Origin of the sequence: Pseudomonas sp. PvP100 (assembly GCF_017833055.1) — a bacterium.
In the GTDB taxonomy this organism is placed as follows: domain Bacteria; phylum Pseudomonadota; class Gammaproteobacteria; order Pseudomonadales; family Pseudomonadaceae; genus Aquipseudomonas; species Aquipseudomonas syringae.
Window position 1 is genome coordinate 2,095,674 of the sequence record NZ_JAFIBO010000001.1, and the last position, 20,648, is coordinate 2,116,321.

The following is a 20,648-nucleotide window of genomic DNA, read 5'->3' on the forward strand; positions in this document are numbered from 1 at the left end:
GCGCCGTGCTCCGTGCCTCAAGGCCGCGGCTGAGGATCGCGCCGGGTCATTCGGCAGTCAGAAATGCCAGCACCGGGCCGGTAAATGCCTCACCCGCCTCGACGCTGGACAGGTGGGCCGCGTGCGGTTCGATGAGCTGCGAACCCTGAATCCGTTCGACCATGAAACGCCCGTCCGCCGGGGTTGTTACAGCGTCCTCCGTGCCACAGATCACCAGCACCGGCAGTTCGATGGACGCGATCTGCTCACGGAAATCCGCATCGCGCACAGCCGCGCAATTGGCTGCGTAGCCCTGTGGCGAGGTACGTGCCAGCATGCCGACGACCGTGTCAACCGCAGCGGGCTCGGCGTGCGCGAAGGAAGGCGTGAACCAGCGTGCGATCGAGGCATCGCGCAACGCGACCATGGCCGACTGGCCGTCACGCAGAACGGTTTCGATACGAGGATTCCAGACATCGGGGTTGCCGATTTTGGCGGCCGTATTGCACAGCACGACCTTGTGCAGGCGCTGCGGCGCATTGATTGCCAGCCATTGGCCGATCAGCCCGCCCATCGACAGGCCGCAGAAAAAAGCCTTGTCGATGTCCAGCGCATCGAGCAGCGCCAACACATCGCGACCGTTTTGCTCGATGCTGTAACTGCCCTCAGTGACCAGCGATTTGCCATGGCCGCGCGTGTCGTAACGCAATACCTGAAAGTGGCGTGTGAACGCAGGCACCTGGTTGTCCCACATGTGCAGATCAGTGCCCAGGGAATTGGACAACACCAGCACGGGCGCGCCCGCCGGACCTTCGAGCAGGTAGTTCAGTTGACCATCAGCGAGTTGCACGGCAGACATTCGAAACTCCGGAGAAAGGCAAAGCTGCACACTAATCAGTGTCGCAGCAGCATACAATCGGCGGATCGAATATCCGTGCGGCTATCGAACAGCTTACCGTGCGCCGTCAGAACCCAGGGAGCATCCATGCCAAAGAGCCCGCAAAAGACCCTGCACAAGGAAGACATCGCCAGATTCTGTCTCGACCTGCCAGGCGCGCGTGAAGACTACAAGTGGGGCGGCATACGGGTTTTTTCCGTCGCCGAAAAGAAAATGTTCGCGGTCATGGATCTGGTCGGCGAGGACCTTGCGTTCAAGGTCCACCCGGAATTGTTTCTGGGTTACGTGGATCGACCCGGCATACGACCTGCACCCTACCTGGCGCGTGCGCACTGGATCAGCGTGGCCGACCTGAAGACGCTGAGCGCCGATGAGGTGCGCGACCTGCTGACCCGCTCGCACCAGTTGGTGGTCGGCAAGCTGCCGAAACGGCAGCAGATCGGCCTGAAGCTATAACGGCAACAGTTGCACAAGCCGCTTGCCCAAAAACAGCCAGTCAATCCACAGCGCCTGATGCACCAGCACGATCAGCCAGAACACGACCTGGAAAGATACCTTGCGGGTCTTGTGCCGGAACACCTGCTGCGCCAGCAGCGCGCCGGGCCAACCACCGAGCAGCTCGACGCCATGCAGGACGTTCTCCGGGGTGCGCTGGCCCGCGTTGCCGGCCTGTCGCTTGTCATGCCGGTAAAGCACGAACGCCAGCAGGCTCATGACGATCAAGACCAGCGCCGGGATCGGCGTGACTTGCCTCAGCCACAGCGACGCCGTGCCGTAAACCGGTAACGCACACAGCAGCAACAACACCAGTACCTTCAAGCGCAGTTGCCGGACCGGCGACCTGCCACGGCTGGCTGGCCGTGACGACTCGCGGTTCGCTGTCATGCCTTGGCCGATGCCCAGTCGATCCAGCCAAACTGCCAGGTCGCCAGAATCAGCAGGCCGAAGGCGATGCGATACCAGGCGAACACCGCATAACTGTGAGTGGCGATGAACTTGAGCAAACCGCGCACTGCGATCATCGCGAAGATGAACGAGGTGATGAAGCCGATGGCAAATACCGCGAAGTCGTCCGGGCGAAACATGTCACGGTACTTGTAGCCCGAATACACCGCGGCACCGACCATGGTCGGCATGGCCAGGAAGAACGAGAATTCGGTCGCCGCCTTGCGGGACAGGCCGAACAGCAGGCCGCCAATGATCGTCGAACCCGAACGCGAGGTGCCGGGGATCATCGCCAGGCACTGTACCAAGCCTATTTTGAGCGCATCGCTCCAGCTCATATCATCGACGGTTTCGGTGCGCACGGTGTGCTCGCGGCGCTCGGCCCAAAGCATGATCACCCCACCGATGACCAGCGCCGTGGCCACGGTAATGGCATTGAACAGGTAGTGGTGAATGGTATCGGCGAAAATCACGCCCAGCACCACGGCAGGCATGAAGGCGATCAGCAGGTTAAGGGTGAAACGCTGCGCTTGTTGCTGTTTGGGCAAACCCACGACGACGTCGAGGATCTTGCGCCGAAACTCCCAGACTACTGCCAGAATCGCCCCCAACTGAATGATGATGTTGAAGGCCATGGCACGCTCGCCGCCAAAATCGATCAGGTCGGCGACGATGATCTGATGCCCGGTACTGGAGATCGGCAAGAACTCCGTCAACCCTTCTACAACACCCAATATCAACGCCTGAGCAGCGGTCCAAAGATCCATCATTCCCCCATGAAGCGATGCCGCAGGCTCGCTGTTTAATGTTGTCGTGTAAAAAATGCTTGCCACTATGCCGCCACATGCCTGAACGAAGCTTGAAGAAACTCGCGCAAATGCAAGGCGCGGAATGCTAGCAGACCTGCACGCACAACGCCTGCTGACGTAAGCTCCGGCGCAACACAAGCTGCACGCCGCGCGCAGAAGCGCATACAATCGCCGGCCCCACCCCTCACCACCCTCACCAAGGAGCCGCCATGTCCGGGCTTGAACTCTTCGCTGCCGCCATCGGCGTTATCGCAGTCTGGCTGACAGTGAAGCAGAATCCCTGGTGCTGGCCAATTGGCCTGGTCATGGTGGTGATTTACATCTGGATATTCTTCGACGTGAAGTTGTATTCGGACATGCTCCTGCAGGTCATCTACGCAGGCCTGCAGGTCTACGGCTGGCTGCAATGGACCCGGCACGGTGACGGCCTTCCGGTCAAAGCCGTAACCACGTTGCAGAACAGTTCGGTGCTCAAGGGGCTAGCGTTCGGCGTACTCATCAGCGTTGCACTGGGTGCCGGCATGGCGCATTTCACCGATGCGGCACAACCCTGGCTGGACGCCGCATTGACCGGGTTCAGTCTGGTGGCGCAGGTCTGGATGGCGCAAAAGCGCGTTCAGTGCTGGCCGCTGTGGATCCTGCTCGATGTGATTTTCGTCGGCCTGTTCATCTACAAGGACCTTTACCTGACGGCTGCGCTGTATGGCCTGTTCACCCTGCTGGCGGTGCAGGGCTGGCGCGAGTGGCGCAACGATCTGGCGCTGGCGCGATGAAAGTTCTGGTCCTCACCGGCCCCGAGTCCAGTGGCAAGAGCTGGCTGTCGGCGGAGATACAGCATAGGTTCGGCGGCCTGTTGGTCGGCGAATATGTGCGGTATTTCATCGATCAGCAGGGCCGCGACACAGATTACGCCGATATCCCGGCCATCGCTCAGGGCCAACTGGCCTGGGAAGACGCCGCGCGCGGCGCAGAGCCAAACTTGCTGATACTCGACACGCACCTGTTGAGCAACATGCTCTGGAGCCGCACGCTGTTCGGCGACTGCCCTGCGTGGATCGAACAGCAACTGCTGAGCCGTTCCTATGACCTGCACCTGCTGCTGTCGCCCGAGGGCGTTGACTGGATCAGCGACGGCCAGCGCTGCCAGCCGCAGCTGGGTGAACGCCAGGCCTTTTTCAACGCCAGCCGGGAATGGCTGGAACACCACCAGCAGGCTTACCGGATAGTGGGCGGTAGCTGGGAGCAGCGCCGCGAGCAGGCGCTGAGCGCTGTCTCGCAGTTGCTGGACGACTCAGCGGATCTGGTGCTTGTGTAACAGACGATAAAACGTCGGTCGCGAAATACCCAGCACTCTGGCCGCCACGCTCAGATTGTCACTGTGGCGCGTCAACACGTCGCATAAGGCCTGACGCTCGGCCCGGGACTTGTAATCCTCCAGCGTGCCCATGTTGCCAACACTGTCCTCTTCGCCCAGCAGGCCCAGATTTGCCGCTTCTATCTGCCTGCCTTCGGCCAGCACCAGCCCGCGCCGAACGCGACCGGCCAGCTCGCGCACATTGCCCGGCCAATCGTGCTTGCCCAGCGCCACCAGCGCATCCTGACTGAAACTGCGCGCCCGCCTGCCGGTTTCCTGACTGTACACATGGGCGAAATGGTTAGCCAGCAACGCCAGATCGCCATGGCGCTCGCGCAGCGGCGCTACACCGACCTGCAGCACATTGAGTTGGTAATAAAGGTCCTCGCGAAAGCGCTTTTTGCGCACGGCCGTTTCCAGATCCTCGCGAGTGGCGGCCAGCACCCGCACATCCACTGCAATCGGCTCACCGCCGTCCGCGCGCTCGATCTGCCGGTCTTCGAGAAAACGCAGCAGGCTCGCCTGGGTATCCAGCGGAAGCTCACCGACCTCGTCGAGCAACAGCGTGCCGCCGTCTGCGGCTTCAAGCAGTCCGACCCTACGCGCCTGAGCATCGTCAAACCCGCCGTCCTCATGACCGAACAGCACGGTGTGGATCGACTGCCCGTCAGGCGCTGCGCAATCAACCACGATAAAGGGTTTGTCACGTCGCAAGGACTGAGCATGCAGGCTGCGGGCGATCAGTTCCTTGCCCGTGCCCCGCTCGCCCCTGATCAGCACCGGCGAATCGGTGGGCGCCAGTTTACTCAGCAGCCTGCGCAGTTCACGGACAGGCCGACTGTCGCCGAGCAACTCGGGGTCCGCGCTGAACGGCGATGGCGAGCCCTGCACTGGCGGCGGCCCGGCCGTAAACGCCCTGTCCAGCGAGGCGTGCAGCCGACCGGCATCGAAAGGCAGCGTATGAAAGTCGAAAAACCAGCGGCAGACGAAATCGCCGATTTTCTCGCGGCGCAAATCACTGGCTGACAGCACGGCAATCCAGCGCACCGGGCTGTTAACGAACAGCGCCTCAAGCCTGGGCAAGTGTTCAAAATGATCGGACGTCAGGTGAATCAGGCCTACATCACAATCAGAAATGATTGCCGAACCCGATGGGCTTTCCTGCACCGTCCAGCCGGCTTCGATCAGAACAGGGATCAATGGATGACAGTCGTCACCGCCATCGAGCATTAACAGACGTCGTGTTGGGGCCGATCCATGCATGAAGTTTCCTTGGCGCCCGGCGTATGGAGGGATTTTGAAAAGCTTTTTATAAACAGTCTGTTGGCGAGCCCAATCATCACCCTAGCAAATATTTGACGCGGCGTTGTACCGTTTGGGTCTAACGCTCATAACCTGAAGTCATTAACGCGCTACATGCCCGACCCTTTTTGCCCGGGACATCCATGCGCGCGCCCGTCGAAAATAATTCGCAACTATTTTCATTGAACAGTGTGACTCATGCCCCCTTGTCGTTCATCAACACAAGTAACCAGCCGGACGGTTAGCCCGCCGCCGTGACTGAATTGATATGGGCACTTGAGGAAATGACCATGAACGCCCCACTGCGCTTCAACGATGCACTTCTGATCGCTGGACACGCTTTTGAACCCTTCCAGTGTGTTGCCTGGGCACCACAGGACGGTAACGGCGAACTGAGCCTGACGGTGATCGACCGCACCAGCAATCGTATCGGTCGCAAGCAGATCCCGAGCAGCACCTATTCCGACAAGCGCCAGCTGGCCAGCGCTCTGGAACAGGCCCGTGCAGAAATCAGCAACGAAGGCTACGACCTTGAGCCGTGGACCATGCCGGCTTGATGGCTGACTGAGCCGGCTCCCCGCTTGGCGTAATGGAAAACCTGTGGGATCGCCGCACTCGCCGCGCCCACAGGAATTTGTTCTCAGTGCCATGCTCTGCGCGCGCCAACCCCGCAGAGCATCGGCAAGAGAGCACAGGGCCTGACGGGTTCCCCACCCTCAGACCCGCTTCAACTCATCAATGTGCCGGTACTCGGCCCCCAGACTCGATGCCAGTTCCCGCGCCCTTCCCAGGCGGATCGGGCCTTTCTCGATATCGATCAGCAAACTGGCGCAGTCGAACGCGGGCAGTGCCGGCAACGACTTGATCCGACCATCGGTCAGCACCAGAACCCGCTGCTGTTCGGCCGGATAGCGTTTTTGCCGTTGCGCCAACCATTCAGCCGCCTGTTGCAGCGCTTCCGGCAACGGCGTACCACCACCAGCCCCCAGTGCATCCAGCCAGGGTGTCAATGCCGATGAGGCCTTCAGCCCCTGATGTTGCCAGCGTGGCGCAGTGCCGCTGGCGGTCAGCAAGGCCAGCCGAGCCCGGCGTCGATAGGCATCGTCGAACATCTGCGACAGCAGGCCCTTGGCCTGACTCAACGCCTGATGGCGGCGGGTAGACGCCGAAGCATCGACAATCACCAGCAATAACTCGCTGGGCCGGCTGCTACGCGGCTGACGCACCAGGTCCTTATGGCTCTTCGGCTGACCGCGCAAAAAAGTCGGCAACCATTGCACCGGTCCATCAGCCCCGACACGCACAGCGCCCTGCCTGCCGCAGGCCAGTCGACCGGGACGGGGAATGGCATCCGCCCCCTGTATGGCGCGGGGACGGATGCCTAGGGCTTTTTTGGCCAGCTCGGCACTTCGCGGCGTGATCCGGTCGTGACTGCCTGGGCGGGCAACTCACCCCAACTGCCCTGCCCGCTTTCAGGCTCGGCCTGTTTGCTGGACGATCCTGGTGGCGGCGGCGGTGCCTCGGAATTCTGCGGCGGTGGCGAGGGCTCGCGGCGCCGGTGACGCAAGGCAAATTCGGCAACGGCCTCGATGTCCTGCTCTTCAATGTGCCCCGCACCCCGCCACGCTGCATGAGCACGCGCAGCCCGCAGCCAGACCAGATCGGCGCGCATGCCGTCGACGCCTGCGGCAAAGCAGCGCTCGGTGATCATTGCCAGGGACTGGTCATCCAGCTCGATGCCCGACAACAACTGACGTGCCTGTTCACAACGCCGCTTCAAGGCATCCTGCTGCATTTGCCACTGCTGGCAGAAGCTCTGCGGATCGCTGTCGAAATCCAGACGGCGACGGATGATCTGACTGCGCTCGGCAGGCAGCGTATGGCCGCTCAGGGCCACATTGAGGCCAAAGCGATCCAGCAACTGCGGGCGCAATTCGCCCTCTTCGGGGTTCATGGTGCCGATCAGCACGAAACGCGCAGCATGACGATGGGAGATACCGTCGCGCTCGACCAGGTTGACGCCGCTGGCCGCGACGTCCAGCAGCAGATCGACCAGATGGTCGGCAAGCAGGTTGACCTCATCGACATACAGCACGCCACCGTCGGCCTTGGCCAGCACGCCTGGAGAGAAGCGCGCGCGGCCTTCGCTCAGCGCGGCGTCGAGATCCAGCGTGCCGACCAGACGCTCTTCGGTAGCGCCCAGCGGCAAGGTGACGAACTGACCGCTGGCCAGCACATCGGCCAAACCGCGGGCCAGCGTCGACTTGGCCATGCCTCTTGGCCCTTCGATCAACACGCCGCCGATGCGCGGATCAATGGCAGTCAGGCATAACGCCAGTTTCAGGTCATCGGCACCCACCACAGCGGCCAGTGGAAAATGCGGAGTTTCGCTCATCGTTGAGTCAAACACGGTCATCAGTTCTCTTCTATGTCCAGGAGCAGGTCTTCCAGCGCCTGCTGATACTCGCCAGGCTCCTGCCAGAGGCCGCGCTGCTGGGCTTCGAGCATGCGCTCGGTCATGTCGCGCAGCGCATCGGGGTTGTGCTGGGCGATGAAATCGCGAGTCGCCGGGTCCAGCAGATAGGCGTCGGCGAGCAGCGCGTACTGGTGATCATCGATCAGCTCGGTGGTCGCATCGAACGCGAACAGGAAATCCACGGTCGCGGCCATCTCGAAAGCACCTTTGTAACCATGGCGCTTGGCCCCTTCGATCCATTTCGGATTCGCTGCGCGCGAGCGTATCACCCGGTTCAGCTCTTCCTTGAGGGTGCGGATTTTCGGCAGGTCGGGCTGGCTATGATCGCCATGGTAACTGGCGGTCTTCTGCCCGCTGAGGGTTTCAGAAGCGGCGAGCATGCCGCCCTGAAACTGGTAGTAGTCATTTGAGTCGAGCAGGTCGTGCTCGCGATTGTCCTGATTCTGCAGCACCGCCTGCACCTGAGAAAGCCGCTGGGCAAAGCGCTGGCGCGCGGGCGTACCTTCATCGGCAGCGCCATAGGCGTAACCACCCCAATTGAGGTAAACCTCGGCAAGGTCGTCGCGGCTCTGCCACAGACGGCCATCGATCGCGCCCTGCACGCCAGCGCCGTAGGCACCGGGTTTGGCACCAAATATCCGCCAACCAGCCTGACGCGCCGCCTCGTCTTCATTCAGGCCTTCTGCGATGAAGCCTTGCCGTTCTTCACGGACCCTGGCCGCCAGCGGGTTCATGTCGTCGGGCTCGTCAAGCGCCGCGACGGCCTGCACCGCAGCGTCGAATAGCTTGATGAGGTTGGCGAAGGCATCGCGGAAGAAACCGGAGACCCGCAGTGTCACGTCCACTCGTGGGCGGTCGAGCAGGCTGATCGGCAGAATCTCAAAGTCATCGACCCGCTGACTGCCCGTCGCCCACACCGGACGCACGCCCATCAGCGCCATGGCCTGGGCAATGTCGTCACCGCCGGTACGCATGGTCGCCGTGCCCCACACCGACAGGCCCAACTGGCGCAGGTGATCGCCATGGTCCTGCAGGTGTCGTTCCAGCAACAGGTTGGCGGACTGGAAGCCGATTCGCCAGGCCGTGGTGGTCGGCAGGTTGCGCACATCCACGGTAAAAAAGTTGCGGCCAGTGGGCAGCACATCCAGGCGCCCCCGGCTCGGCGCGCCGCTGGGGCCTGCCGGCACGAAACGACCACTCAGCGCGTCAAGCATGCCCTGCATTTCGCCGGGGCCGCAGGCATCCAGACGCGGCGCGACGACGTCACGCAGGCTGTCGAGAATCTGGGCCAGATCATCGTGCGCCGGCAAGTCGGTCAACGCTTCGCCCTGCGTGACGCGTTCGATAAGGATGGCGGCGTAAAGCTCCAGCCGCTCGCGCGCGTCGCCCGCACTGCGCCAAGGGTCGCTGCTCAAGGCCTGCAACGCAGCGGGGCGCGGGCCGGTCCAGGGTTCGGCCAGCTCGCAGTTCAGCGGGTCGAAGTCTAGCTCGAAGGCCTTGCTCAACGCGCGCAACAGACTGGACTGAGCGCCACGCCCGTCACCACGCGGAATACGCAGCAGCGCCAGCAAAGTGTCGATGCGCAGACGGCCTTGTGGCGACTGACCGAAGATATGCAGGCCATCGCGAATCTGCGATTCCTTCAGATCACACAGGTAAGTGTCCAGACGTGGCAGCCAGAGCGCCGCATCGGCATCGCTGTCGAGGTTCTCGCCCAGCGCCAGTTCGCGGTCGATATGGGTTTCACGGACCAGTTCGAGAATGTCACGCTGCAGCTCGCGCGCGCGGCGCGGATCGAGCATTTGCGCTTCATAGAATTCGTCGGCGAGCAGTTCCAGATTACGCAACGGGCCGTAGGTCTCCGCGCGGGTCAGCGGCGGCATCAAGTGATCGATGATGACCGCCTGAGTGCGCCGTTTGGCCTGTGCGCCCTCGCCCGGGTCGTTGACGATGAACGGATAGATGTTCGGCATGGCGCCCAGCACCGCGTCCGGCCAGCAGGTTCGCGACAACCCCACGCCTTTGCCCGGCAGCCACTCGAGGTTGCCGTGCTTGCCGACATGCACCACCGCATGCGCGCCGTAGGCCTTGCGCAGCCAGAAGTAGAACGCCAGGTAGCCATGGGGTGGAACCAGATCCGGGTCGTGATACACCGCGCTCGGGTCGACCTGATAACCCCGTGCCGGTTGAATGCCGATGAACGTGAGGCCAAAGCGCAGTCCGGCTATCATCATCCGGCCGCTGCGAAACATCGGATCGGTGTCCGGCGTGCCCCAACGGGCGTTCACTGCGTCGCGATTTTCCTGCGGCAGTTCATTGAACGCCGCCAGGTATTCCTCCAGCGCCATGCTCTGGTGACACGGGCGCTGGTCGATACTGTCCAGATCATTGGTCACGCCGCCCAGCAGTTGCTGGATCAGTTCGGTGCCAGTGTCCGGCAACGGTGCCAGCGGATAGCCCTCGGCCTGCATGGCGCGCAGAATATTCAGCGCCGCAGCAGGGGTATCGAGCCCCACACCATTGCCGATCCTTCCGTCGCGAGTCGGGTAGTTGGCGAGAATCAGCGCCACGCGCTTTTCGCCATTGGGCAGGCGCGCAAGTTCGATCCAGCGCCGCGCCAGTTCCGCGACGAAATCCATCCGGTCCGGCTGGGCACGGTAGCAGACCACGTCCGACTGGCTGCGCTCACTGCGCCAGGCCAGGTCCTTGAAGCTGATCGGCCGGCTGATGATGCGTCCGTCCAGCTCCGGCAAGGCAATGTGCATCGCCAGATCACGAGCGCCAAGGCCCTGTTCGCTGGCCTGCCAGGCAGGCTCGTTGTCCTGCGCGCAGATGGCCTGAATGACCGGCACGTTGCGCCGGAACGGACGCAGATGCGGCGCTTCCGGACTCGACTGAGCAAAACCGGTGGTATTGAGGATCAGCTCGGTTTCAGCCTCATCCAGCCAGTCCTCCACCTGAGTGAAACAGCCGGGTTCCTTGAGGCTGGCCACAGCAATGGGCAGCGGGTTGATGCCTTGCGCCTGCAAGCGCACACAGAACTCGTCGATGAAACCGGTATTGGCGGCCTGCAGGTGCGAGCGATAGAACAGCAGCGCCACCACTGGCTGCTCGGCAAGCCAGTCTGCCTGCCAATCGGCAAGCTGCGCGCTTGCCAGGCGAGGATGGTAGATGGCTGTGCGCGGCAACGGCGCGGGCTCGACCCAGGAATAATCGCGGTCCAGCCAGCGACTGGCCATGCAGTTGTACAACTGCAGCGCGTTCTGCAGGCCACCCTGACGCAGAAACTGCCAGAGTCGGTCGCGTTCTACGGCAGGCACGGTGCTCAGATCACTCAGTTCCGGATCAGGACGGTCATCACCGGGCACCAGAATGACCTGAACGCCGCGTGCCGCGAGCTCCATCAGCCGCTCGACGCCGTAGCGCCAGTAGCCAATACCGCCGTGCAGAGAAATCAGAATGACCTTTGCGTGACGCAGCACTTCATCGACGTACAGGTCGACAGAGGCGTGATTCTGGACCTGCATCGGGTTAGCCAGACGCAGGCTGGGGTAGTCGTCGGGGAGCTGCCGGGCGGCTTCGGCCAGCAGCGCCAGGCTAGAGTCGCCGCTGCAGAGAATCACCAGCTCGGCCGGGGTCTGGCCCAGATCGGCAATATTGTCGTCAGGTACGAAACCGCCGGGCTGGGTTCTCAGTAAATGCATGGGTCAGCCGACAATCGCAGCATTGAGTTGCGCTTGCAGGGCTGCGGCATCCAGTTCCTGACCAATCAGCACCAGGTGTGTGGCACGCTCTTCATCGGCACGCCAGGCGCGGTCGAAGTGCTTGTCGAAACGCGTGCCTACACCTTGAATCAGCAGGCGCATCGGCTTGCCGGGAATGGCCGCGAAGCCCTTCACACGCAGAATGCCGTGTTGCACCACCAGTTGATTCAGTGCATCGAGCAGGACTTTCTCATCGGCTTGCGGCAGCTTCAGGGAAATCGAATCGAACGCGTCGTGATCGTGGTCATCATGATCGTCATCGTCGTGGTGATCATGGTGGGTCTTGCGAGCATCGATATGCAGTTCGGACTCGGCACCGACACCCAGCAGCACGCTGATCGGCAGGCGACCACTGCTGGCTTCGATCACCTTGACCGCAGGCGGCAGCTCCTCGGCGACTTCGGCACGCACCGTCGCCAGACCTTCGGCGTCGATCATGTCGGCCTTGTTGAGGATCACCAGATCGGCGCTGGCCAGCTGATCGGCAAACAGTTCGTGCAGGGGCGACTCGTGATCCAGGTTGGGATCGAGTTTGCGCTGCGCATCGACTTGATCCGGGAAGGCAGCGAAAGTACCGGCCAATACCGCCGGGCTGTCGACCACCGTGATCACCGCATCGACCGTGCAGGCGTTGCGGATTTCCGGCCATTGAAAAGCCTGGACCAGCGGCTTGGGCAGCGCCAGACCCGAGGTTTCGATCAGGATATGGTCCAGATCACCACGGCGCGCGACCAGTTCGCGCATGACCGGGAAGAACTCTTCCTGCACGGTGCAGCACAGGCAACCGTTGGCCAGTTCGTACACCCGGCCGTTGGCTTCTTCTTCGGTGCAGCCGATCGTGCACTGCTTGAGGATTTCTCCGTCGATGCCCAGCTCGCCGAACTCATTGACGATGACCGCAATGCGCCGCCCTTCAGCGTTGTCGAGCATGTGCCGCAACAGGGTGGTCTTGCCCGAGCCGAGGAAGCCGGTGACGATGGTGACGGGAAGCTTGGCCAGTGTTTTCATCAGGTGCCCTTTGGCAGTGCGGCGGGCAAACAGGACGAGAACCGCATGCAGGACACGCAGATCGGATCGCCACCGGATCACCCCGCCCGGTTGTAGTGAGAATTCTCCAGAGCCGCAGCATGTGTGGCCCGTTCGAGGCAGGTCTCCTGGCTCACGGCGGCGTGCGGCAGACAATGAATAATAATGTGCCGACACGCATTCATCGCGCCTTCCCGCCGCAGCAGTGGCTGTGCAATGAACATGACCGTTTACAGTTGCGGGGGCAGCTGCGGCATGTACCGCATTCCCGTCTTAGCTCCACTGGGTGATGTTTTACGCAGGGAGAACCTCGAATCAGCAAGGCTACGCAGTGACTGCAGAGAGGTCAATCGTTCAGATTGACGCTGCCCCGCCGCCCATGCTCTCCTGTGCGCCTTGTTTCGGGTGCCCCTCACGGGGTGAAACGGGAAACCGGTGCGCTCGCGTTGTCGAGCAAGTCCGGTGCTGCCCCCGCAACGGTAAGCGAGAGTAGGTCTGATCCACTGTGCCGCTGGCATGGGAAGGTGACCTTGCAGGCTTTGACGCACTGACGTCCTGGTCCCTCGCGAGCCCGGAGACCGGCCCGATATGCTTGCAATGACAAACCCGCGGTGGGCGGGCGCAGTTGAAACCTCCGGCGTCTGCCGGCAGGTTCTTTTGCGCGTGGCCCACTTGCCGATCACCAACAAGAGGGAACGCCATGTCGACCATCAGCAGCCACGCCGCCGCGCCCAGCTCCACACGTACTCAACGCCTGACAGCCGCCATCAGCGCTGCGCTTCTCGGCGCCTGCCTGGTGTACTTCGCCGGTTTCTCGCACATCGCGGCCGTGCACAACGCGGCACACGACACCCGTCACAGCGCTGCCTTTCCTTGCCATTGAGGGCCTCACAATGTTCAAGCGAATCGCCTACACCGCAGGTTTCACCGGCCTGCTCGCCGCCCTGCTGCTGACGCTGCTGCAAAGCCTGTGGGTGGTGCCGCTGATCCAGCAGGCCGAGACCTACGAAAACGCACCTGCCGAGCAACTGCATCAGCACGCGGACGGCGCGATGGCCGAACACAGCCATGCCCATGACGAAGCGGCCTGGGAGCCCGAAAACGGCTGGCAGCGTGTGCTGTCCACCACCGGCGGTAACCTGGTGGTCGCGGTGGGCTTCGCCTTGATGCTTGCCGGGCTTTACACCCTGCGGGCGCCAGGTCGCACCGTGCAAGGCGCATGGTGGGGGCTGGCCGGTTTTGCCGTGTTCGTGCTGGCCCCCACCCTTGGCCTGCCACCCGAACTGCCAGGCACAGCGGCCGCCGAGCTGAGTCAGCGGCAACTGTGGTGGCTCGGCGCTGCCGCGTCGACTGCCGCCGGGCTGGCCTTGCTGGTGTTCGGTCAGAACTGGCTGCTCAAAGCACTGGGCGTGGCGATTCTGCTGGTCCCGCATGTGCTTGGCGCGCCACAGCCGCTGGTCCATGAAAGCCTGGCTCCCGAGGCTCTGGAATCGCAGTTCATGATTGCCTCGCTGCTGACCAACGCGCTGTTCTGGGTCGCGCTGGGGTTGATCAGTGCCTGGCTGTTCCGCAGAAACGACGTGCATACCGACAATGTCGACCTGCATCAGGCCTGATCCAGCGACCCTTCAACCCGGCGCACCTCTGGTTGCCGGGCTGGGCTGTCGGCGCGGCTGCTCGGCTGCGCTGTTGCGCGATCTGCTCGAGCAGAGCCTGCAGGCACTTGAGCTGGACATTGGCCGGGTGACCGCGCTGGCGTCCATCGACCTGAAAGAAACCGAGCCCGGCCTGCTTGAGCTGGCCGGGCAACTGGCTGTGCCACTGGTGTGCTTCAACGCCGCGCAACTGGTGGCGTGGGAACTGCACCTCACTCACCGTTCTGCGCAGGTGTTCCAGAACACGGGCTGTCATGGCGTCGCCGAGGGCTCGGCCCTGGCACTGGCGGCGCAACTGGGCGACGGTACGGCCACCCTGCTGATCGAACGGCAGAAAAGCGCGCAGGCCACTTTTGCCTTGGCAATCAGCCCTGCGCACAGCGGATAATCTCCCCGCGCTCATTCACCCCGGAGAATTCATTGACTGTCTATTTCATCGGTGCAGGCCCTGGCGATCCGGAGCTGATCACCGTCAAGGGCCAACGCCTGATTCGCAGCTGCCCGGTCATTATCTACGCAGGCTCGCTGGTGCCCCTCGCCGTGCTGGAAGGTCATCAGGCCGTGCAGGTGACCAACAGCGCCGAACTGCATCTGGAGCAGATCATCGAGCTGATCAAGCGCGCGCACGCACAGGGCCAGGATGTGGCGCGCGTGCATTCCGGAGACCCGAGCCTGTATGGCGCTATCGGCGAGCAGATCCGCCATCTGCGCGAATTGGGCATTCCGTTCGAAATCATTCCGGGGGTGACCGCGACCGCTGCCTGCGCCGCGTTGCTGGGCGTCGAGCTGACCCTGCCGGACGTTTCGCAGAGCGTGATTCTGACCCGCTATGCCGACAAGACCTCAATGCCCAACGGCGAGGAACTGGCCAGTCTGGCCAGCCATCGGGCAACCATGGCGATTCATCTGGGGGTGAACAACCTGCAGCGGATCGTCGAGGAGCTCATGCCACATTACGGTGCCGACTGCCCGATTGCCGTGGTGCATCGCGCCAGCTGGCCGGATCAGGACTGGGCCGTTGGCACGCTGGCAGATATTCACGAAAAGGTACAGGCCAAGGGCTTTCGCCGTACGGCGCTGATTCTGGTCGGACGTGTACTTGCCGATGACACCTTCAGCGAGTCCTCGCTTTACCGCGCCGGGCATGCCCACCTGTTCAGGCCGGTGTAGTCAGTACCGCCATGGTGATCGCAGTAATGAGCGGCGACGCATGGCGTGATGAAAAGCGTGCCAACGCTGGGCTGGCACGCTGATCGGTATTGCCCTCCTCAGGCAGCCGCCTCATACAGCTTCGGCGCGGCCACTTCGCCGCTTTCCAGGCTCTTGCGCAGAATATCGGCCTGCACGGCAGCCGCTTTCATGGCGCTTTCCTTGATGTAGCCATAGCCGCGAATGCGTTCCGGCAGGCGTGCCAGACTCAAGGCGGTGTGGCGATTCTGCGCCTGAAGGTGTTGCAGGATCAGTTCGATATCGCTGACATAGCGGTCAATCAGCGCCCTCTCCTGCTGACGTTCGAGACTGCGACCGAACGGATCGAGCGCCGTGCCACGGAGGAATTTGAACGTCGCCAGCACATCGAACGCGCGCAGCATCCACGGGCCAAAACTACGTTTGCGCGGCAGGCCATTGTGCGGATCGCGCTTGGCCAGCCACGACGGTGCCAAGTGAAACTCCAGTCGATAGTCACCCTCGAACTGCGCTTGCAACTGGCGGGTAAACTCGCCGTTGCTGTACAGCCGCGCCACTTCGTATTCGTCTTTATAGGCCAGCAATTTGAAGTAATTGAATGCCACGGCCTCGGTCAGCGTCGGCTGCTGGCCAGGGAACGCGCGCGATTCGCTGTCGCGTACGCGTTGCACCAATGCCAGATAGCGCTTGGCGTAGGCGGCGCTCTGATACTGCTTCAAGGTATCGACATTACTCTGGATGCGCTGATCAAGGTCCATTGGCTGCGGCTCGCTGACCTTGTTTTGCGGGTTGACGAAGGCCTCCACAGCAGCAGGATCATGTGCGGTACGACGCCCCCAGAGAAACGCCTGCTGATTCAGATTGACCGCTACGCCGTTGAGTTCGATGGCCTTCTCGATGGCCGCCGAGGTCAATGGAATCAGGCCCAGCTGAAACGCATAGCCGAGCATGAACAGGTTGCTGGCGATGCTGTCGCCCATCAGTCGAGTAGCCAGTGATGTGGCTTCGACAAAGTGGGTCTTCGCCGCGCCGACCGCCTCAATGATGGTCTGCTTCATGGCTTCGGCCGGAAACACGGCATCCGGATTGCGCGTGAACTCGGCGGTCGGTGTTTGCTGGCTGTTGACCACCGCATGGGAAATCTTGCTATCGAGCTTGGCGATCGCGTCCGGGCCGGCAGCCACCAGCAAGTCACAGCCGAGCAGCAGGTGCGCTTCACCGGCGGCGATACGCACGGCAAACAGATCCTCCTGGCGCGCGGCAATGCGGATATGGCTGACCACCGGACCGAATTTCTGTGCCAGACCGGCCTGATCGAGCACGCTGCAGCCCTTGCCTTCCAGATTCGCGGCATAGCCCAGCATCGCGCCGACGGTGGTCACCCCTGTGCCGCCGACACCTGGCAGGAGAATATTGAACGGCCTGTCGAGCGACGGCAGTGCCGGTTCCGGCAGACGCGCGAATGCTTCGACCTGCTTGGGCAACGCAGGCTTGCGCAGTTTGCCGCCATGCACGGTGACGAAGCTCGGGCAGAAACCCTCCACACAACTGAAATCCTTGTTGCACGCGCTCTGATCGATTTCGCGCTTGCGCCCCTGCGCCGTTTCCTTGGGCAGTACAGACAGGCACCCGGATTTGACCCCGCAATCGCCGCAGCCCTCGCACACCGCCGGGTTGATCAAGGCGCGCTTTTCCAGGTCAGGCATTGTGCCGCGTTTGCGACGGCGGCGCTTTTCAGTGGCGCAGGTCTGGTCGTAGATGATGACCGACACGCCTTTGAACTCGCGCAACTCGCGCTGCACGCTGTTCAGATCGCGCCGATGATGAAAGGTGGTAATCGGCGCGAAGTCTTCACGATTCGGGTACTTGTCCGGCTCGTCGGAAACCAGCGCGATGCGCTGCACGCCTTCGTTGAATACCTGACGACTCAGTTGATCGACGCGCAGCACGCCGTCGATCGGCTGGCCACCCGTCATGGCCACCGCATCGTTGTAGAGAATCTTGTAAGTAATGTTGACCTTGGACGCAACTGCCGCACGCAGCGCCAGGTGCCCCGAGTGAAAATAGGTGCCGTCGCCCAGGTTCTGGAAAACGTGCGGGGTTTCGGTGAACGGTGCCTGACCGATCCAGGTCACGCCCTCGCCGCCCATCTGGGTGAAGGTATCGGTTTCGCGGTCCATCCAGATGGTCATGTAATGGCAACCGATCCCGGCCAGGGCGCGACTGCCCTCCGGCACCTTTGTCGAAGTGTTATGCGGGCAGCCGGAGCAGAAATGCGGGGTGCGCTGGGTGGTGAACAGGGGGGCCTGCAGCGCTTGCTCCTTGTCGCTGAGAAACTGCAGGCGCGCTTCGATCTGCGGGCTGCTGTAGAACGGCGCAAGGCGTTTGGCGATCACCCTGGCAATCATTGCCGGGGTCAGCTCGCTGAGGTTCGGCAGCAGTGAGCGGCCCTGCTCATCGAACTCGCCGACCACCACTGGCCGGCGCTCAACAGGCCAGTTGTAAAGCTGACCGGTCAACTGGTCTTCAATGACACTGCGTTTTTCCTCGACCACCAGAATCTCGTCCAGCCCTTCGGCAAAGTCGTGCACCGACACCGGCTCCAGCGGCCAGCTCATGCCGACCTTGAGCACGCGAATCCCGACCTTCTCGCACAGCTCCTGATCAATACCCAGCTCTTCGAGGGCCTGACGCACGTCCAGATAGGACTTGCCGGTGGTGATGATGCCCAGCCGGGGTTGCGCAGAATCGATCACCACCTTGTTGAGCTGGTTGGCACGAGCGAAGGCCCTGGCTGCGTAGATCTTGTAGGTATTGAGTCGCGCCTCCTGGGCCAACGGCGGGTCCGGCCAGCGGATATGCAAACCGCCTTCAGGCAGGTCGAAATCGTCCGGGATACGGGTTTTGATCCGCAATGGATCGACCTCGACCACCGCGGAAGAGTCGACGTTCTCGGCAATGGTCTTCATCGCCACCCAGCAACCGCTGTAGCGCGACAGCTCCCAGCCAATGATGCCGTAGTCGAGAATCTCCTGAACATTACTGGGGTTGAGCACGGGGATCATCGATGCGATGAACGCATGCTCACTCTGGTGAGCGATGGTCGATGATTTGCAGCCGTGGTCGTCGCCCGCCAGGATCAGCACACCGCCGTTGGCCGCAACACCGGCTGAGTTGCCGTGCTTGAAGACATCACCGCAGCGATCTACACCCGGTCCCTTGCCGTACCAGAGGGCGAACACCCCATCGTACTTGCCATGCGGGAACAGGTTGACCTGTTGACTGCCCCAGACCGCCGTGGCGGCCAGTTCTTCGTTGATGCCCGGCTGAAAATGGATGGCGTTTTGTTGCAGGTAGTCCTTGGCGTCCCAAAGGCTCTTGTCCAGATTGCCCAGCGGCGAACCGCGGTAGCCCGAGATAAACCCGGCAGTGTTCAGGCCCTGCGCCTCATCGCGCTGCTTTTGCAGCATCGGCAGGCGGGTCAGGGCCTGCGTGCCAGTCAGGTACAGGTTGCCGGTGGCAAGCCGGTATTTATCATCCAGACGAATATCAGCCAGGGACATGCGAATACCTCTCTTGTTCTTATAAGGTCAGGTCTTGTACGCCGGGACGGTCCTGCCCGGCAGCCTTGCAACTAGACTGCCAGCAGCAAAGAGGCTTTTTCTTTCTAAATGCGCGCAAATCTGCTGATATTCAGCATGCTTTTTTCGGCCAGAACAAAAAACAAGGTCAATTCATGCAGCCAAAATTGAGCCCCATCGATCGCAAGATTCTTCGTCTGCTGCAACATGACGCCAGCGTGTCGGCAGCGGAAATCGCCGAGCGGGTCGAGCTGTCGCAATCGCCCTGCTGGAGGCGCATTCACCGGCTTCAGGAGGACGGAGTGATCGAACGCACGGTCGCCCTGCTCAGTACCCAGAAGCTGGGACTGAGTATGACCGTGTTCGTCGAGGTCAAGCTGTCAGGCCATGGCCGCCGCTATCTGGCCGAATTCGAGGAGGCAATCATCGGCCACCCCGAGGTGCTGGAGTGCTACACGATGGCCGGGGGGATGGACTTCATGCTCAAGGTGGTGGCGCAGGACATCGCCAGCTACGAACGCTTTCTGCGCGATCATTTGCTGCAATTGCCCCACGTCCACGAGGCCCATTCGAACATCGCCATGAGCACGGTGAAGCGCACCACGGAGCTGCCGCTGGACTAGGAATAGAATCGGGGAAAATCGAGAAAAGAAAATCCGCCGAGCGAGCGCTGGCGGATTATCGGTATCAATGAGGGCAATAAAAACGTTTGACTTGCAAATGATAATGATTATTATTGCATCAGCGGGTCGCGAGACTCGCTGGATAACCCGGAAGTCTTAGGTCGGCTTCCTGATTATCTCCTCATCAGGCTAATCACGGTTTTTGACCCGGCTTATCGCCGGGTCTTTTTTTGGTTCTTTCTTTATGGTTTCGCTGCTTCAGGCTAATGAAGTCTGGGTGTTGCGCGGTGTGTTGCAATGCCGGGGATCATAGCAAAGGCGCCTCGATCAAGGCCATGCTTTTAGGGCAAAAACGCCTGGATGCGGCAGATAAAACGTAAATGCTGGGACTTTTCACTTGAGAATGATTCTCGTATTCACTAGTCTACGCTTGTCACGGACGCTACCCGACACCGCAAGGAAGACTCCCATGGACGATCAGCGAGCGATACATCATGAGTAATCAGCTCTCGTCTCTACTGCACCTCCCCGTCCGCCTGCCCGAGCCGCAACCCACGCTGCAGGCCATCGAACTCGGCCACCGACTGGGCAAGCTCTCGCGCCGGACCCGGCAGATATTCCTGCTCAGCCGACTCGACGGCCTGGCCTATGCCGACATTGCAGCCTTCATGAGCGTCGACATCGCGCGGGTAGAGCGCGCGATGCTTCGCGCGCTGGGCAAGGCCTATGTGCCAGGCGCGGCAGACACCACCAGCGCTGCCATTCAGGCCACCCTTCAGGATCGCGCCAGCCGCTGGTATGTGCACTTGCAGAGCCCTGCGGCAACCGCCAGCGAACGCATCGAATTTCGCCATTGGCTGGACGCCGATGCCGCGCACCTTTCGGCCTTCCAGAACAGCGAGCGTTTGTGGCGTCAGTTGCAGGCACCCGCCTCGTTGCTCGGCGCATCCGGCTGGCATCGACGCAAGCGCCGCGTGTATCTGGTCTGGTGCCTGCTGACCGCCTTCATCTGCAGCCTGATGGTCACCGCCGAGGCCATGTCCTGACG

19 protein-coding genes and 2 riboswitches are annotated in these 20,648 nt (G+C 61.9%); of the genes, 10 read left to right on the forward strand and 9 right to left on the reverse strand.

What is annotated here, in order from left to right; translation table 11 throughout:
- Window positions 1-46 precede the first annotated feature (46 nt).
- Entirely contained in the window at window positions 47-838 is a 792-nt protein-coding gene (gene pcaD, locus JOE39_RS08745; RefSeq protein ID WP_210077462.1) for a 3-oxoadipate enol-lactonase, read from the reverse strand.
- A gap of 126 nt (window positions 839-964) precedes the next feature.
- On the opposite strand from pcaD, the gene JOE39_RS08750 reads away from it, so the two are divergent.
- Window positions 965-1,333, forward strand: a complete 369-nt coding sequence (locus JOE39_RS08750) for an MmcQ/YjbR family DNA-binding protein (RefSeq protein ID WP_003342070.1) — start codon at window positions 965-967, stop codon at window positions 1,331-1,333.
- Here JOE39_RS08750 and JOE39_RS08755 read toward each other — a convergent pair.
- Window positions 1,328-1,762 carry a DUF1294 domain-containing protein gene (locus tag JOE39_RS08755; RefSeq protein WP_003422931.1) on the reverse strand — a complete coding sequence of 145 codons (435 nt, stop codon included), beginning with the start codon at window positions 1,760-1,762 and terminating at the stop codon, window positions 1,328-1,330. The genes JOE39_RS08750 and JOE39_RS08755 overlap by 6 nt on opposite strands.
- Window positions 1,759-2,589 carry an undecaprenyl-diphosphate phosphatase gene (locus JOE39_RS08760; RefSeq protein WP_003394753.1) on the reverse strand — a complete coding sequence of 277 codons (831 nt, stop codon included), beginning with the start codon at window positions 2,587-2,589 and terminating at the stop codon, window positions 1,759-1,761. The genes JOE39_RS08755 and JOE39_RS08760 overlap by 4 nt, the downstream gene beginning before the upstream one ends.
- A gap of 251 nt (window positions 2,590-2,840) precedes the next feature.
- On the opposite strand from JOE39_RS08760, the gene pnuC reads away from it, so the two are divergent.
- On the forward strand, window positions 2,841-3,404 hold the full coding sequence (gene pnuC / locus JOE39_RS08765) for a nicotinamide riboside transporter PnuC (protein ID WP_024665025.1): 564 nt from the start codon (window positions 2,841-2,843) through the stop codon (window positions 3,402-3,404).
- Window positions 3,401-3,946, forward strand: a complete 546-nt coding sequence (locus tag JOE39_RS08770; protein ID WP_003394748.1) for an AAA family ATPase — start codon at window positions 3,401-3,403, stop codon at window positions 3,944-3,946. The genes pnuC and JOE39_RS08770 overlap by 4 nt, the downstream gene beginning before the upstream one ends.
- On the opposite strand, the gene JOE39_RS08775 is transcribed toward JOE39_RS08770, so the two are convergent.
- A complete protein-coding gene (locus JOE39_RS08775; protein ID WP_029572916.1) occupies window positions 3,923-5,248 on the reverse strand; it encodes a sigma-54 dependent transcriptional regulator in 1,326 nt (441 codons plus the stop codon). The two genes, JOE39_RS08770 and JOE39_RS08775, sit on opposite strands and share 24 nt — an antisense overlap.
- A gap of 329 nt (window positions 5,249-5,577) precedes the next feature.
- Here JOE39_RS08775 and JOE39_RS08780 point away from each other — a divergent pair, with 329 nt between their 5' ends.
- Window positions 5,578-5,844: a hypothetical protein gene (locus JOE39_RS08780; RefSeq protein WP_003315350.1), complete on the forward strand. Its 267-nt coding sequence runs from the start codon at window positions 5,578-5,580 to the stop codon at window positions 5,842-5,844.
- A 159-nt stretch (window positions 5,845-6,003) separates the two neighbouring features.
- On the opposite strand, the gene JOE39_RS08785 is transcribed toward JOE39_RS08780, so the two are convergent.
- From JOE39_RS08785 to cobW, 4 genes are read right to left on the reverse strand one after another with little or no spacing between them, the layout of a single operon-like run.
- Complete coding sequence (locus JOE39_RS08785; RefSeq protein WP_024650383.1) at window positions 6,004-6,615, reverse strand: VWA domain-containing protein; 612 nt, start codon at window positions 6,613-6,615, stop codon at window positions 6,004-6,006.
- 53 nt (window positions 6,616-6,668) lie between these two features.
- Window positions 6,669-7,703: an AAA family ATPase gene (locus JOE39_RS08790; protein ID WP_080392765.1), complete on the reverse strand. Its 1,035-nt coding sequence runs from the start codon at window positions 7,701-7,703 to the stop codon at window positions 6,669-6,671.
- Window positions 7,703-11,467: a cobaltochelatase subunit CobN gene (gene cobN, locus JOE39_RS08795; protein WP_210077460.1), complete on the reverse strand. Its 3,765-nt coding sequence runs from the start codon at window positions 11,465-11,467 to the stop codon at window positions 7,703-7,705. The genes JOE39_RS08790 and cobN overlap by 1 nt, the downstream gene beginning before the upstream one ends.
- Before the next feature lie 3 nt (window positions 11,468-11,470).
- Window positions 11,471-12,535 carry a cobalamin biosynthesis protein CobW gene (gene cobW / locus JOE39_RS08800; protein WP_004417420.1) on the reverse strand — a complete coding sequence of 355 codons (1,065 nt, stop codon included), beginning with the start codon at window positions 12,533-12,535 and terminating at the stop codon, window positions 11,471-11,473.
- Between the two features lie 118 nt (window positions 12,536-12,653).
- A riboswitch (cobalamin riboswitch) is annotated at window positions 12,654-12,881 on the reverse strand.
- A gap of 58 nt (window positions 12,882-12,939) precedes the next feature.
- Window positions 12,940-13,155, forward strand: a riboswitch (cobalamin riboswitch).
- Window positions 13,156-13,253: 98 nt separating this feature from the next.
- On the opposite strand from cobW, the gene JOE39_RS08805 reads away from it, so the two are divergent.
- Genes JOE39_RS08805 through cobM form a run of 4 tightly spaced genes read left to right on the forward strand, consistent with a single transcriptional unit; the run spans window position 13,254 to window position 15,378 of the window.
- Window positions 13,254-13,436: a CbtB domain-containing protein gene (locus JOE39_RS08805; protein WP_003342053.1), complete on the forward strand. Its 183-nt coding sequence runs from the start codon at window positions 13,254-13,256 to the stop codon at window positions 13,434-13,436.
- 10 nt (window positions 13,437-13,446) lie between these two features.
- The gene (locus JOE39_RS08810; RefSeq protein WP_003422949.1) at window positions 13,447-14,169 is read left to right on the forward strand and encodes a CbtA family protein; all 723 of its coding nucleotides are present in this window, start codon (window positions 13,447-13,449) and stop codon (window positions 14,167-14,169) included.
- Window positions 14,147-14,596 carry a cobalamin biosynthesis protein gene (locus JOE39_RS08815; protein WP_003394736.1) on the forward strand — a complete coding sequence of 150 codons (450 nt, stop codon included), beginning with the start codon at window positions 14,147-14,149 and terminating at the stop codon, window positions 14,594-14,596. The genes JOE39_RS08810 and JOE39_RS08815 overlap by 23 nt, the downstream gene beginning before the upstream one ends.
- Window positions 14,597-14,628: 32 nt before the next feature.
- A complete protein-coding gene (gene cobM / locus JOE39_RS08820; protein WP_003394735.1) occupies window positions 14,629-15,378 on the forward strand; it encodes a precorrin-4 C(11)-methyltransferase in 750 nt (249 codons plus the stop codon).
- A 98-nt stretch (window positions 15,379-15,476) separates the two neighbouring features.
- On the opposite strand, the gene JOE39_RS08825 is transcribed toward cobM, so the two are convergent.
- Window positions 15,477-18,959, reverse strand: coding sequence for an indolepyruvate ferredoxin oxidoreductase family protein (locus JOE39_RS08825; protein ID WP_057445330.1), 3,483 nt, complete (start codon window positions 18,957-18,959; stop codon window positions 15,477-15,479).
- A 173-nt stretch (window positions 18,960-19,132) separates the two neighbouring features.
- Here JOE39_RS08825 and JOE39_RS08830 point away from each other — a divergent pair, with 173 nt between their 5' ends.
- Both JOE39_RS08830 and JOE39_RS08835 read left to right on the forward strand, forming a co-directional pair.
- Window positions 19,133-19,600: an Lrp/AsnC family transcriptional regulator gene (locus JOE39_RS08830; protein ID WP_046266011.1), complete on the forward strand. Its 468-nt coding sequence runs from the start codon at window positions 19,133-19,135 to the stop codon at window positions 19,598-19,600.
- 494 nt (window positions 19,601-20,094) lie between these two features.
- Window positions 20,095-20,646 (forward strand): sigma-70 region 4 domain-containing protein, encoded by a 552-nt coding sequence (locus tag JOE39_RS08835; protein ID WP_003394729.1) that lies wholly within the window; start codon window positions 20,095-20,097, stop codon window positions 20,644-20,646.
- Window positions 20,647-20,648: the final 2 nt, after the last annotated feature.

What these genes read in the sequence shown, in the direction of transcription:
- JOE39_RS08780 (WP_003315350.1), top strand. Translation starts at nt 5,578, where the DNA reads ATGAACGCCCCACTGCGCTTCAACGATGCACTTCTGATCGCTGGACAC.
- JOE39_RS08755 (WP_003422931.1), bottom strand. Translation starts at nt 1,762, where the DNA reads ATGACAGCGAACCGCGAGTCGTCACGGCCAGCCAGCCGTGGCAGGTCG.
- JOE39_RS08775 (WP_029572916.1), bottom strand. Translation starts at nt 5,248, where the DNA reads ATGCATGGATCGGCCCCAACACGACGTCTGTTAATGCTCGATGGCGGT.
- JOE39_RS08825 (WP_057445330.1), bottom strand. Translation starts at nt 18,959, where the DNA reads ATGTCCCTGGCTGATATTCGTCTGGATGATAAATACCGGCTTGCCACC.
- JOE39_RS08750 (WP_003342070.1), top strand. Translation starts at nt 965, where the DNA reads ATGCCAAAGAGCCCGCAAAAGACCCTGCACAAGGAAGACATCGCCAGA.
- cobN (WP_210077460.1), bottom strand. Translation starts at nt 11,467, where the DNA reads ATGCATTTACTGAGAACCCAGCCCGGCGGTTTCGTACCTGACGACAAT.
- JOE39_RS08805 (WP_003342053.1), top strand. Translation starts at nt 13,254, where the DNA reads ATGTCGACCATCAGCAGCCACGCCGCCGCGCCCAGCTCCACACGTACT.
- pnuC (WP_024665025.1), top strand. Translation starts at nt 2,841, where the DNA reads ATGTCCGGGCTTGAACTCTTCGCTGCCGCCATCGGCGTTATCGCAGTC.
- cobW (WP_004417420.1), bottom strand. Translation starts at nt 12,535, where the DNA reads ATGAAAACACTGGCCAAGCTTCCCGTCACCATCGTCACCGGCTTCCTC.
- JOE39_RS08835 (WP_003394729.1), top strand. Translation starts at nt 20,095, where the DNA reads ATGAGTAATCAGCTCTCGTCTCTACTGCACCTCCCCGTCCGCCTGCCC.
- JOE39_RS08810 (WP_003422949.1), top strand. Translation starts at nt 13,447, where the DNA reads ATGTTCAAGCGAATCGCCTACACCGCAGGTTTCACCGGCCTGCTCGCC.
- JOE39_RS08830 (WP_046266011.1), top strand. Translation starts at nt 19,133, where the DNA reads ATGCAGCCAAAATTGAGCCCCATCGATCGCAAGATTCTTCGTCTGCTG.
- JOE39_RS08770 (WP_003394748.1), top strand. Translation starts at nt 3,401, where the DNA reads ATGAAAGTTCTGGTCCTCACCGGCCCCGAGTCCAGTGGCAAGAGCTGG.
- JOE39_RS08815 (WP_003394736.1), top strand. Translation starts at nt 14,147, where the DNA reads ATGTCGACCTGCATCAGGCCTGATCCAGCGACCCTTCAACCCGGCGCA.
- JOE39_RS08760 (WP_003394753.1), bottom strand. Translation starts at nt 2,589, where the DNA reads ATGGATCTTTGGACCGCTGCTCAGGCGTTGATATTGGGTGTTGTAGAA.
- pcaD (WP_210077462.1), bottom strand. Translation starts at nt 838, where the DNA reads ATGTCTGCCGTGCAACTCGCTGATGGTCAACTGAACTACCTGCTCGAA.
- JOE39_RS08790 (WP_080392765.1), bottom strand. Translation starts at nt 7,703, where the DNA reads ATGACCGTGTTTGACTCAACGATGAGCGAAACTCCGCATTTTCCACTG.